This window comes from Leucothrix mucor DSM 2157, from assembly GCF_000419525.1.
GTDB lineage: Bacteria > Pseudomonadota > Gammaproteobacteria > Thiotrichales > Thiotrichaceae > Leucothrix > Leucothrix mucor.
This window is the reverse complement of record NZ_ATTE01000001.1, coordinates 279,205-292,811: the sequence shown is the minus strand read 5'-3', so window position 1 is coordinate 292,811 and position 13,607 is coordinate 279,205. Positions and strand designations below refer to the sequence as shown.

Annotated in this window: 9 protein-coding genes; 5 read left to right on the top strand and 4 right to left on the bottom strand. The window is 47.6% G+C overall.

What is annotated here, in order from left to right:
* Window positions 1-3 precede the first annotated feature (3 nt).
* From LEUMU_RS0101400 to tsaA, 4 genes are read right to left on the bottom strand one after another with little or no spacing between them, the layout of a single operon-like run.
* Window positions 4-4,971 (bottom strand): translocation/assembly module TamB domain-containing protein, encoded by a 4,968-nt coding sequence (locus LEUMU_RS0101400; protein WP_022950490.1) that lies wholly within the window; start codon window positions 4,969-4,971, stop codon window positions 4-6.
* On the bottom strand, window positions 4,968-6,725 hold the full coding sequence (locus LEUMU_RS0101395; RefSeq protein ID WP_022950489.1) for an autotransporter assembly complex protein TamA: 1,758 nt from the start codon (window positions 6,723-6,725) through the stop codon (window positions 4,968-4,970). The genes LEUMU_RS0101400 and LEUMU_RS0101395 overlap by 4 nt, the downstream gene beginning before the upstream one ends.
* 38 nt (window positions 6,726-6,763) lie before the next feature.
* Window positions 6,764-8,260, bottom strand: a complete 1,497-nt coding sequence (gene dacB, locus LEUMU_RS24085; protein WP_022950488.1) for a D-alanyl-D-alanine carboxypeptidase/D-alanyl-D-alanine endopeptidase — start codon at window positions 8,258-8,260, stop codon at window positions 6,764-6,766.
* Between the two features lie 5 nt (window positions 8,261-8,265).
* On the bottom strand, window positions 8,266-8,997 hold the full coding sequence (gene tsaA, locus LEUMU_RS0101385; RefSeq protein WP_022950487.1) for a tRNA (N6-threonylcarbamoyladenosine(37)-N6)-methyltransferase TrmO: 732 nt from the start codon (window positions 8,995-8,997) through the stop codon (window positions 8,266-8,268).
* Between the two features lie 24 nt (window positions 8,998-9,021).
* On the opposite strand from tsaA, the gene apaG reads away from it, so the two are divergent.
* The 5 genes from apaG (at window position 9,022) to lptG (ending at window position 13,607) form a co-directional block, all read left to right on the top strand.
* A complete protein-coding gene (gene apaG / locus LEUMU_RS0101380; protein WP_022950486.1) occupies window positions 9,022-9,405 on the top strand; it encodes a Co2+/Mg2+ efflux protein ApaG in 384 nt (127 codons plus the stop codon).
* 362 nt (window positions 9,406-9,767) lie between these two features.
* Entirely contained in the window at window positions 9,768-10,472 is a 705-nt protein-coding gene (locus tag LEUMU_RS29270; protein ID WP_022950485.1) for a lytic transglycosylase domain-containing protein, read from the top strand.
* A gap of 80 nt (window positions 10,473-10,552) precedes the next feature.
* The gene (locus LEUMU_RS0101370; protein ID WP_022950484.1) at window positions 10,553-11,482 is read left to right on the top strand and encodes an LpxL/LpxP family acyltransferase; all 930 of its coding nucleotides are present in this window, start codon (window positions 10,553-10,555) and stop codon (window positions 11,480-11,482) included.
* Window positions 11,479-12,546, top strand: a complete 1,068-nt coding sequence (lptF, locus tag LEUMU_RS0101365; protein WP_026744389.1) for an LPS export ABC transporter permease LptF — start codon at window positions 11,479-11,481, stop codon at window positions 12,544-12,546. The genes LEUMU_RS0101370 and lptF overlap by 4 nt, the downstream gene beginning before the upstream one ends.
* Window positions 12,543-13,607, top strand: coding sequence for an LPS export ABC transporter permease LptG (gene lptG, locus LEUMU_RS0101360; protein WP_022950483.1), 1,065 nt, complete (start codon window positions 12,543-12,545; stop codon window positions 13,605-13,607). The genes lptF and lptG overlap by 4 nt, the downstream gene beginning before the upstream one ends.

Sequence of the window (13,607 nt, the reverse complement as noted above, 5' to 3'; positions counted from 1 at the left end):
TCCTCAGTTCATTTCGATCTGATAGATTAAATCCACACTCTGCTCTTCACCAACCTGTACCTCAAGATTTAGGAATTTGTTGATTTTATAGTCCACCGCAAGTCGGTGGGCTGAATCAAACAAACCAACCAAGTAACGCACATAAAGCTTTGAGCCTAAGCGCTTACCCAGCTGCAATTCACTTTCCTTAAAGTCTTCCTTGGTCACAATGCTCAGGTCATCCAAGCCCAGTGAGTTACCTAATCGCTGAATCAGACCATCGCTACCATCAATACCAAAGCCACGCACTGCCTGCATTAATAATGCGGTCTCACGACCAGTCGCTGTCGACAAGCTGTGTCCTGTTAGCAGGTAACTCAGCGCATCGGTTTCTTCCATGGCTGGATTGGAGAAAATCGTTGAAGTCAGTCGTTGCAGAGTTCCAGATAATTGAATACCCACTTCACCGCTTTCCACTTCACGCACTGCTTTTACGTCCACACCCACATTTTTAGGCGGACCATTAAACACTAAACGTCCGTAATCGATCTTTAGATCCTGACCATAGGCCTGGTAACGCCCGTCAATGATAAATAGCGACCCATTGGTCACAATGGTATTCCGGCTATTAGTAATGCGCAGAGAGCCACTCAGGCGCGTTGCAAAGCCAAAGCCCTTAAAGCGTACATCATTGCCTAAGCGCACCAGAATATTGGGCTGCACCTTAACGGCATTAATGGTATCAGAAGCGCCTTTTTCACCCACAACAATCGCATCATCAGACTCATCAATACTAAGCTCTGGTAAATCTTTCAGATTGATATCAGCCTTGGGAATATCCACTGTGCCGGTAATGACAATCGCTTGCGGACCCGCAGTAATCTGTAAGTTAGGCGTCATATACGCTTTGGCTTCAAAGGTATCAACAAACTTGACGTTCTCACCTACTAAGCTCATTTTTGCAGACCAGTTTTTAATATCTGCCAGTGACATGCTGCCATTGGCTCGGATAATTCCACCATCGGAGATCATACTACCGGTTATGACCGCCTCATTCGCCCGGTTGGTCTGGATGCTTAAAGTTATATCCGTGAGCTCAGTTCCCACCTGCGGCAATCGCAAGTAACCATTTCGGTAATCAACCCGACCCACAACCCGAGGGTTATCCACCGTGCCGCTAAAGCTAACCTTTCCGACCACTTCGCCACGCAGTCCGCGGCTGTATGGCACATAAGCTTGCGCCCAGTAAATGTTCGGGATATTAATATCCAAATTACCATTGATTAGCGGAGACCCTGTTTTCTGCAGCGTTACCTGCGCACTCGCCCGTAAATCACCACGGTTTTTAAAGATCAGTGAGGTATCGATATTGATGCGGTCGCCATCAATCGTGGCATTTAACAAGCCATTTTCATATGGAAATGGCTGCTGATCACCAGACTGCGTCAAAATACTGAAATAGCTATTCGGCAGATTCAGACTAACTTTTCCGGTTTGGCGACCACCGACTTGCGCAAAGTTGTAATTGCCATTCACCTTACCGGGGAACGATACATCTTCACTTAAATACGGTGCGGCTAAGGCCAATGGCACAGCAATTAGCTGTCCCTCAACATTAATACGATGATCTTTCATGCTAGCGCCCAGCGTGACATTCGCATTGCTGGTCAGCACGCCACCGTCTTTCAACACTAAGCGCGCATCCGCCGTAATCGCAGAGCCTTTGACGACCGCAGTGATTTTGCTGGTCTCATAAGCAAAGCGCTGTAGCTTGCCACTGGCATCAGTAATGCTGACGCTGCTGGCAGGTAGAGTTAGTTTAATTTGCCCCTGTTGCCCACCGCGCTGTGATAATTGATAGCTACCATTCACCGCGCCACTGAAACGAATCCCAGCGGGAATGTAAGGCTCAGCTAAAGAGAGAGGCAAGGCGCTTAACTGACCCTCACCTTCAAAGTCGTACAAATTGTCAGCTTTGGATAAGTTTAAACGCCCTTTACCGCTAAAGGTGCCGCCATCACGCAGAACAAATTGCGCATCGGCAACCACATCATCCCCGTTAATTTCGGCATTAACTTCAGCTTGCCGATATTCATAGGTTTGAGCGCCATTGGTTCCGTCATCATAACGAACCGAGCCCGCTGGGAAGGTAAGGTTAACGGTGCCTTTTGTAGTTCCCTGCTGCTGTATTTGATAACGACCATTGATACGCCCATTTAGCGTTAGACCTTCTGGCATAAATGCCTGCGCCAACAGCATTGGCATATCTTTAACCGTACCCTCTGCGGTGATTGCAGTGGCTTTATTTGGAACTGAGAGATCAACACCAACACGAGTCGTTAGAGAGCCACCATCTTTTAATTCTAATGAGGCATCTGCCTGTACTGTATCGCCTTGAATGGTGGCTTGCACCTTGGCGCTGGTATAAGCATAGGTTTGGCGACTACTGCCCTCGGCTTTATAACTGAAGCTACCATTATTAGAGGCGATATCGACCCGGCCAACGGTGCCTGCCGCTTCTTGTCGCACGGAGTACTCACCACTAATCAAGCCATCCACACCCACATCGGGCGGTAAATAGGGCCTTGCTAATGCCAGTGGCATCGCATTGAATTTTCCATCGGAGGTGACTGATTTCACCAAATCTGGCTTGCTCAAGTCAACTGAAGCGCGCCCACTGAAACTTCCACCATCTCGCAAAGCTAACTGTGCTTCTGCAACCACATTATCGCCATTCAAGGTGGCATCAACTGCCAGCTGGTTAAAGCGATAGCGCTGATTGCCATACTCCGCATCGTTATAGGCGAGCTGGACATCCGTACTGTTAATTTTTACTTTTCCAGAGCGCCCACTGCCATTTTGAACAACATCAAAATTGCCATCTATTTTGCCGGACAAACCCAACTCTTCAGGTAAGAACGTTTGCGCTAACTGGAGTGGAACCGCTTTAAATTCGCCTTGCGCATTGATCTCATGATTGCCGTCTGCGGGTGATAACTTGACTGCAGCAGTCGCCGACAACAAACCGTCATCCGCAAGATTAAAGCTGGTTTCTGCATCGATATTATTGCCATCAATCTCCGCTTTTAGCATCCCTTGGCGATAGGCAAAACGTTGAACCTTGCCATCTTGAGTGACGGCTACTTCGCCCGGCTGGAATTGCAGATTAGCACTGCCTTTTAATTCAGGGTTTAAGGTAACCGCGTAGTCACCACCAACACGACCTTTAACCGCCAGCGTTTCAGGTAAAAATGGATTAATCCATTGCAACGGCGCACCACTTAGATTCCCTGAGGCTTTAAGTCCATCTTGGGTTGAGTAATTGGCAAGCGAGCATGCTTTACCATCTCTAGATTCCAAACAAATCTCATCGCCACTAAAGCCCTCAGCGGAAACCGTTAACTTCGCAGGCTTTGATAAACGCCAACTGCCCACGGCAGTATCGCTGATATTGGTGGATTTTAAAGTACCTTGCCATTCCTGACCCAGCCATGCGCCTTCTAACGAAGCTTTAAGCTTGGCTTGGGCATGATTAACCGATAAATCGACTTCATGCTTATCAACATCACCACGACCAACTACGGTTGCGCTACTAAAGCGCTCGCCATTCACCAGCAAACCTTGCAACTTGCCATCCAGGAAATATTGACCATCAGCCGTTCTGATATCTGCCTGAGCAGACTCTAAACGCTGCCCTTGGAATGCTAGTCGATTGGCACGTAGCTTACCGTTTAAAATTGGGTTCGCCACACTACCGGTCAGCGTTCCATTGGCCGTCACACTGCCATCAATGCCAAGCGCTAGTTTGGATATATTTTTAGCATCTACTTCCCAGCTTAAGTCAAACGGCTCGCTGGCTTGCCCATTCACATTCACCCGATTGCCAGAAGCAACCAGTTGTAAATTTTTAAACTGAAAATCATCATCCAGTAATGACACTTGGCCACTACCAGAGAACGGATAACCACGCACTTTACCGTTCAACGTTACAATATCCAGCGCACCACGTAACTTATCCTGCTGAATAGCGACTTTAAGCTTCACTTTACCGGTTAGCTCAGCAGGCCACTCTGGAGTAAACTGCGTGGTGTTAAATGACTTAGCATCAACATCCAGGTCAATAGAGACATCCGGCACCCAAGCTAATTCGCCGGTGGCGGTCATGCTGCCGCTGTCACTATCCAAATTCAGTGCGCTGATATCAATAAAGTCAAAGTCACCCTTTCCGAGCGCACTGAATGATTGTTTGCCAACATCGGGATTATCGATATCGCCTTTGATATCTAGCGTATAGGCTTGCAGGAAGCCTCCGCCAACCACGTCCGCATTGATTTTGCCAATATCAGGATGCTGCCACTGAGCATTTGCCTGCACGGCCATTGCGTGAGGCTCTAACATGTCCATGCTAAATGATGAGACCGTTAAAGCAATCGGCTCAGGGTCCATCGTCATCTGCGCACTAACGTCTTTCAGACTGATTTTATTATCAACAATTTCGGTGCCATCCAAGCTGACATCCGACAATTCAAATAAGTTAGTCTCGCCTTCGGTTACCAGAAATTGACCAAGCTTGCCTGACTCTACAAATAGATTGAGCGGGTCAATACCAAAATCACCAATATCAACCTTTTCGCCACGCGGACGCGCGGGAGTACCTTCTGCCAACGCTAGCTGTAAGGAGTCAACATTCAGGGTTTTAATTCTAATACCGCTACTACTGAAATCCTGCTGACCGGGTTCCAACGTGATGTTATTGAGCGTTGTTACATCACCATCGCGCCACTCGAGTTTCTCGACTTTGACCTCGCTTAGCAGACTACCGCTCACCCCTTCGATGGTTAGCTCTTTAACCAGCGTAGTAGCTGTCCATGCGCCCAACAATGGGCCGAGTGGCGTGAGTAACAACGCCAACAAGGTCATCAGTAAAAAAAGCAGTACTATCTGAATCCAAACCAGTGGCGAAAACAGATAATCACTAATTGGAGACTTCACAGATCAGGCCCAACACTTAAGTGAAACGTTGCATCCCCCACTCGGCCTTCAGGAAAGCCTACGTCAACCCGAACAGGTCCAATTGGTGAGCGATAGCGCCCACCAAAACCAACACCAATCTCCAGATCAATGTCATTCCACTCATTAAAAGCATCACCCGCATCAATAAAGGCGGCAATACTCCAGGCATCTTTAATCGGGTGTTCGTATTCCAAACTGCCCACTAACAAGTTCTTACCACCAATCACCGAGCCAGAACTGTTTTCTTCACCAATTGATTCAAAGTCGTAACCACGCACACTGCTTCCACCACCGGCAAAGAAACGCAGACTCTTAGGTAAATCCTCAAGATCTCCGGCGCTGGTAAGCCCTAAGTCGAGACGATTAACCAAGCGCCCTTTACCAAACGGGAAAATATACTTGGATTTAAATTCAAACTGCGAAATGCTCTGGTCACTCAGCAAATTATCAACTGCCGCCTGAGCTTGCATATAAACACTCCAACCAGAGCTCGCGAATTTCTCACTATTGGTTTTTGTTTTAGACAAGCGTCCACCGACCAAGGTTAGATAGGAGCTATCAGTATCGCTACCATTACTGCTAGTTCGGTCCATGAGCGCATTAATAAAAATGGCTTGCTCCCAGTTACTGCTCAACTTGCGCTTGTACTCTGCACCCAAAGTGATACTCGCACTGTCGACATCGTTAGCCGTGTCATAAGTCCAGTCGATCATGTAGCTCAGCGCATCATAATCAGGGTTTTCACGCGGCTCGATTAGCTTAAGTTCGATTTTGGATAGGGTTTCAGCCCACTGTGCTTTGGCCTCAACGCTGCGGCCCTTTGAGCCGGTAAATCGGCGTAACGCCTCGGTCTTAACACGCGCTCCCGTATCGGTACCATAACCTAAAGTAAACTTAAGCTTGTCACGCTTTGCGCGTGTTAATTTGATACTCACCGGCACTTGCTGGTTTTTGGCATTCTTAATATTGACATTCACGATGACATCAGAATAGTAGCCACTTTTTTGTAGAATTTGCTGCTGCTCAAGCACGCCATTAGTACTATAAGGCGTACCCGGTTTTATTTTGATAAAGCGCGTCATCAAGCGATCACTGATAACATCCTGTTCAATCTTGATATCGCCAAAGGTGTAACGCGGGCCGGTGTTTAAAACCAAATTTACGCGGGCCTGATTAGTCTCCGGATCAACAGTCAGCGCATGCTGCTCATAGACCGCATCCAGATAGCCACGTGACTCCGCAACATCGGTTAAATTATCTTTAAAGTCGGTATACAGTTGATGATTGAGAACGTCACCCTGCTGATAAGGTGGTGTGCGCATGGCATTGATAAACGGCCTATCATTCGACCCCGAGCCAACTACTTCGATTAATTGGCTCACAACGCGCACCGGCTCGCCCGGCTTTATCGCCATGGTCAGTTGCCAGCAGTTCTCAACTACCTTTCCGCCCGTTGTGTACTCGGCATTGTAGTAACCAAGTGCCCGACCACCTTTGACTAAGCTAGTTTTCAGCGTTCGGAAATAGTCGCTGACCGTTTCTTTAGAGGCCGTACATTCAGGCATATTAACGGGCAGGTGTCTTTCCAGCCCTTCTTTGAGGTCGCCACTGACGCCGCTAATAGTCAGCTTGGCTAGCGGTTTACTCTCAGCAGCAAAGACCGATGCTGCAGAAATAAACACGATTAAACCAGCAATAACGGGTGTACGACGTACAATTGTTTTGACCAACATCTACCTACCTCATGAACCGCCCAAAAGAGCAAAATGACTTATTGTTCAAATGCCCAACGCAGTATTTCATCCTGAATCTTAGCGCCCACCGCTGCCGAAGCACGAGGGCCATTTTGTTGTATGACGATGACTAAACGCCGTCCTTGACGATTAAGCATGTAGCCAGAAATTGCTGTCACGTAATTCAATGTTCCGGTTTTTAAATGGCTACGCCCCGCCATATCTTCTTTTCTAAACCGTGATACCAGTGTTCCATCAAGCCCTGGAACCGATAGGGACGACATAAACTCAGGCATAAACGCATCCCGATAAGCCGTCTCCAGCAATTGTGCCATCTGTCGTGCCGAAATTCTTGTATTTCTCGACAAGCCGGAGCCATTATCAATCACGATTCCCTGTGTATCAATTCCCTGCTCTTGCAAGATCTCCAACACAGCCTTACGCCCTTTATCCAACGTCGCTGGCGCACCAAAACGATTGGCTCCGACAGTCAACATCAGCTGCCGGGTCATCACGTTGTTACTCCACTTATTAATCAAGCGAATTTGCTCGGCTAAGGTAGGTGACGCGTACGTATGAAAAAGTTCGTCGGTTTCAGTCACTCGTCCAATTTCAAGCCCGCCACCCAAGCTCCCGCCTAAGTCAGCCCAGAACTCAGTAAATGCATCGAACACATGCTGATCAGGCTCAGAGACTACGCGCATTATAGACTGTGGTTCGCAGCTCTTGGAAAAACTGCCTTCGACAACCAACCGACCATCCGCATCGCGACTTAATTTAGGTCGGCTATGCATTCGCTTACAACGCCCTTGTACCAAAGTCACCCGATTGTCTATCGCTTGAGAGGATGCCGGCTCCAACATCACATCCGGCTGGGTGGCTGCTTCATCCGCCGAGGCCTTTATTAAGATGCGAGATGCCTGAAAGTTGAACATCAAAGGTGATGGACCTGCATTATACACGTTATAGCTCTGGCCATCGAACGCACCGGGATCATGCTCTGGAATATCAAAGTACTGATTATCAATGATAATATCGCCATTGATCTGCTGTAAGCCTTGCTCCCGAAGCTCGTGAAGAAACTTCCAAAAGCGCTCATAGACTAAAAACGGGTCGCCATAGCCTTTTAAAATCAAATCACCATCCAAAACGCCATCCTGCAAGCTACCGCGCAGCCACGCTTCGGTACGCCAGGCATAATTTGGCCCAAGCTGCTTGAGTGCCGCATAGGTAGTGACTAACTTGATAGTGGATGCCGGTGCCCGTATTAGGTCGACATTGTGCGCCAACATGGCTTGGTCAGCGTACAGGTCGCGAACATAGATACTGATATTTTCAGCCGGCACTCTATTTTCTTTGAGCGACTGCAAAACCGCTTCCGGCAACTCTGCCTGAGTTGATTCATTGATGGTTTGATGCGCTAGCGCAGGCTTAGGAGACAACAGTGCTGTGGTGGTATCTGCCTGAGTCGCTCCAGCGCTTAACAGTAATGCGAGACCACTACTTAGCAGGCATCGAGACGCAAAATATTGCATTATTATTAGAATTCCTTAGACGGTAGCTCAGAAGATAACTCAATCACTTCAACGACTTCTGGCTGCAGATAGCGCCAGCGTAAATTAAAATCATATAACTGGGTCGCATAAACTCGATCCCCCAATTTTCCCATTTGGTAATGAGGTCGTGGGTCCATTTCCAATAACTGGCGAATAAGCAGAGCAATGTCCTTTGATAGTTCCTGACTAATCACCGCACATTCGGCCGCTGCTTGCTCGCTAAACTCCACCCGCAATCGTCTATCCGGAATACTGGTGGCAAAGCCCCCGCGAGCATCACTTATCGCGTCAGCATAAGGCAGGTAGGGCTTGATATCCAGCACCGGAGTCCCATCTAGTAGATCGCAACCTTCGAGAATTAACCGGACATCCCCGTCTCGAATCTGGATATCCAACAATTTAACCACGGATAAGCCAATTGGATTAGGTCGATGGGTAGAGCGCGTGGCAAATACACCCAAGCGTTGTTTACCCTGCAACCTTGGAGGTCGAACCGTTGGCCGCCATTGCCCCAGTGGAATCGCGTGAAATGCAAATATTATCCACAAATGCGAATAGCCTTCCAAGCCTCTGACAATCTCAGGCGTTGCATAAGGTTTCAGCAAAACCACCTCGGCAGTCACTGCGGTCACTAACCCTGGTTGACGGGGAATGGTAAACTTATCCTTAAAGCAGGAGGCGATTGTGGCAACCGGTGAAAAAGTAAAATTATTCATTAAAAGGGATTATACTGCACGGCTATGAGTGAAATAAAACAATACGACATCCGCGTGAGCGTGAAAACAGAATATCTGCCTTCTGAGTCAGATACAGACACTAATCGATTTGTGTTTGCCTACACCATTACGGTTGAAAACCATGGCGAGGTAGCAGCGAAGCTATTATCGCGGCATTGGATTATCACCGATGCTGAGAACCGGGTACAAGAGGTGAAAGGCAAGGGAGTGATTGGTGAGCAGCCACATTTGAAACATGGGGAGTCATTCCAATATACCAGCGGTACGATGATTGAAACACCAGTGGGGTCTATGCAGGGGAGTTATCAGATGCAAGCCGATGATGGCCACACGTTTGATGCAGTGATTGCACCATTCACCCTGGCGGTTCCGGGCGTTCTTCATTAATTGCAGATAAAAAAGTGGAGCTATCCTAAGATAGCTCCAGGGGGTCTGTGATCATCAAATCCTTATGAGTAATCACAAGCTTGATCAGCCAGCGGTGTCGCAGCGCTGACCACGAATCCACATTACGAGTTACCCACACTCAGCACCAGCCGATTCGGAACAACGGTGCAAATTCAAAGACAGAGCCATTCGTCGCAAGTTACTAGCTCATTTTCTCAGCACGCCATACACTCGAAGATGACTAATGCCGGAGTTTATACTCTGGAAATAATAAAACTTATAAAGGATGTTTGTCGGCGACTCGCTAGCGCCCCCTAAAGTACCTGTACTTGTTAGCGCTCAAGACAAACCTGTCATGACTCATGAAATCTTCTCTTACTGCTATATCAGGCCTGTGTGGTCTGATCGTATGTGCTGCAGTTAGCACAACGCCTGCTTTTGCAGATGTTTACGCCTATCATGGTGCCAATGGTGAGCGGATTCTCACCGACAAACGTCTTAACGATAAGCACTTCCGCTTAGTTAAAACCTACAAAACACCGCGTATCGCACCGTTGACAAAGCCAGCCGCGAGTAAAGCGGTCACTCGTACGGCGGCAACAAGCAAAGGTATCCCATCCGGAAAACAGCTGCGCAAGCAATGTGCCAGCGCCGCTTACCTGCAACGCAAAAAACAGACTTATCAAAATACTATCCGCCATTACGCGGCGAAATATGGTGTTGATGAAGCCTTAGTCCATTCGGTGGTAAAACAAGAGTCCTGCTTTAATGAAAAAGCACTCTCTCGTGCGGGTGCAATCGGCTTAATGCAGCTCATGCCGGGCACAGCATCCCATTTGAAGGTTAAAAACCCCTGGAACCCTGAGCAGAATATTCAAGGCGGCGTTAAGTACCTGTCATGGATGTTGAAGCGCTTCAACGGCAACAAGTCCTTTGCACTGGCAGCCTATAATGCAGGCCCGGGGAAAGTAGATAAATACGGTGGTATACCGCCCTATCGCGAAACGCAGCATTATGTGAAAACTATCATGGCAGAATATAAACGCCTGAAGACGGCTGGCTTATAATATAAGCAGCGGCTAAACACTAGAGTTCGCATATGACAGCGTGTATGCTGGCGAGTTGATTGTTCTTTTAAATAGCTGGCATGACGCAATTTCTACATCCTAAATATTGGCTAAGCTGGTTTGGCATTGGCCTTCTTTGGTTAATGAGCCAGCTCCCTTGGCGCTGGCAAATGACTATCGGCGGGGCAATGGGAGGCCTGCTTTATCTCCTGTTACCAAAGCGTCGGCAAGTTTGTCAGACCAATCTACGCATCGCCTATCCGCAAAAATCAGCAGCAGAACTTACTGCACTCAATAAAGCGCATTTCCGCTCTTTAGGCAAAGGCCTGATGGATGCCTCATTTAGCTGGTGGGGACGATTAGACTCACTGCGTAAGCTCTCGCATATTGATGGGCTAGAGCACTTAGAGACAGCTTTGGAAAATAAACGCCCAATCATCTTTCTAAGTACTCACTTTACCAGTTTAGAAGTCAGCGGCAGCATTATTGCGGACAGACTCAGTTCTTGCTTTGTCTTTAGACCTCACCAAAACGCCCTACTCAATACGATCAGCATTCAACGCCGTGAAGCCCGTTTTGGCCGAACCATTGCTAAAGACAATATCCGCGATATGGTGCGTATCCTGAAGCAAGGGGTTGCAGTGTGGTATGCGCCCGACCAGAACTTCCGCGGCAAAAACCACATTATGGTGCCGTTTTTTGGTGTAGATGCGCCAACTAACCCAGCCACCTCCCGATTGTCAAAGCTCACCAATGCACAAGTCATTCCGATTTATTGCACCCGCAGTGAATCCTCAACACCAGGCTATACCTTGCACCTGATGCCAGCACTGGAAAATTTTCCGGGCGATGATATTAATAGTGATACACTACGTATTAGCCAACTGGTAGAGCAGCAAATAACACAGTATCCCGAGCAATATCTCTGGACCCATAAGCGCTACAAAGGCTGCCAGATTGACGGAATCGATTTATACAAATGGTATGCCAACCACGACACCGCTGAATGATACTTAATCGCTATCTTATAAAAGAAATACTCCAAGCCTTCTTGGCGACCCTGCTGGTTTTACTACTCATTATTGTGGGTAACACCGTGGCGCGCCTGCTAGGTAACGTTAGCTCGGGCCAGCTGCCCGTCGATGCCTTGGGTATTTTGGTATTAATTGGCTCAATCAAAGGTGCTATTCAGCTAGCTCCAGTGGCCTTATTAATCGGTATGATGTTGGCATTTGGCCGTTTGTATCGGGATAACGAAGTCTCAGCCATGCATGCTTCTGGCATTGGGCCCGGACAGTTTTATCAGGCCATTTTTCTTTTATTACTGCCGCTTACTTTGTTTTTGGCTGTGCAAGTGTTGTACGTATTTCCACTACTTGAGCAGTCACAAAAATCCATCACCTCCGAAATTAAGCAACGACCAGAGTCATCCGGCATTCCGGTAGGCGAGTTTATGCATAGTCAGTCAGGTGGTCGCTCATTCACATTGTTTGTTGAATCGCTTAATGAGCAAAATGTGGTGATGAATAACTTCTTTATGCAAACCGATGATGGCAAAGAAAAGCGCGTCATGATGGCGGAACAAGCGTTGCTATTTATTGACCAAGCTAGTGGCGAGCGAGTGCTGCAAATTAATAATGGCAGCCGCTATGATCAGAAAATATCTGATGGTAGCTTCACCCTATTTACCTTTAGCGAGCATGGCATTCGCGTGCCATCGCTGATTTCAGGTGTTGATCAGGAGCTTTCAGCAGCTCCGACTTTAGCGTTATTGAAAGCCACCGACGCCCCCAGCAATGCTGAATTACACTGGCGCTTTGGGATCATTTTATCGGCCCCCATTATGGCTTTACTAGCCTTCCCTTTGAGTTACACCACTCCGCGTCAAGGTCGATTTGGCAAACTAGCCGTAGGCATTTTGCTGTATGCGGTCTATGCCAACCTCATGATTACCGGTAAGTCGATGCTGGAAGATGGCAAAATTCCAGGCTTTTTAGGCTTGTGGTGGGTGCATATCCCCTTTGTCATCTTAGCTTTATGGTTGGTTTGGCGACGCTATGGTGGCTTGCGATGAATATTATCGATCGCTACCTCTGGAAGTCTGTTTTCTTAGGTTTGTTTATGGCGTGGTTTGCGTTGACAACCCTACTGTTGTTTTTTGACTTCATCAGTGAGTCAGGCAAGGTCAACGAGAATTACTCCAGCTTACAGGCCATTATTTACCTGCTGTACTCTATTCCAAGCAGGTTGTATGAGCTATTCCCCACTGCCATGCTGATTGGCACCTTATTGGGACTGGGTAATCTGGCGGCCAATTCCGAATTTATCGCCATGCGCGCAGCGGGTATTTCCATTGCTAATATTATCGTCTCGGTGCTAAAGCTGGGTGTAGTGCTAGTGATTGCCGTTTTTCTGATGGGTGAGTATGTTGTACCTCAGGCTGACTTAGCGGGACGTAATTTCAAGTCATCACTCAATACGAAGAATATCGTGATGGTGCGTGGTGCTAGCTTATGGGTTAAAGATAAGCAACGCATCTTCCATATCGGACAGGTTTGGTCAGAAGAAAAACTGACCGATGTCACCATCTACGCCATTAAGCCAAACTATACCGGCTTACAGTCGCTCTCTCAGGTTGAGGCAATATTAGCCACGCCTGAGGGCTGGGAAATGCAAAATATTATCGAGCAAACGTTTACAGACAATGGCGTGGTCACTAAAGAAACAGAGCGTCGTATCGATCCTGATTTGTTAGACCCTAAGTTTATTTCGATTGCCTCGGTACAAGCAGAGCAGCTCTCGATTGCTGAACTATCAGAATTGATCAGCTATCAAGAAGCGAATAAGCTCAATGCCGATAAGTTTAAATTAGCCTATTGGAAGCGTTTCTCGGCACCGGTATCTGCGTTAATTATGCTAATTTTAGCCATGCCGTTTTTGTTTGGCTCACAGCGTGGCGGCGGTGCAGGTCAGCGGGTGTTTATTGGTATCATTGCAGGGATTGCGTTTTTCCTGATTAATAAGGTACTGAATGAGCTGGGAAGTGTTTATGGTTTATCCCCGATGTTGAGTGCATTTACGCCAGCGTTAGTGTTTCTTGGCGTGAGCATTATTGCGCTTAGGCGAATAAGATAA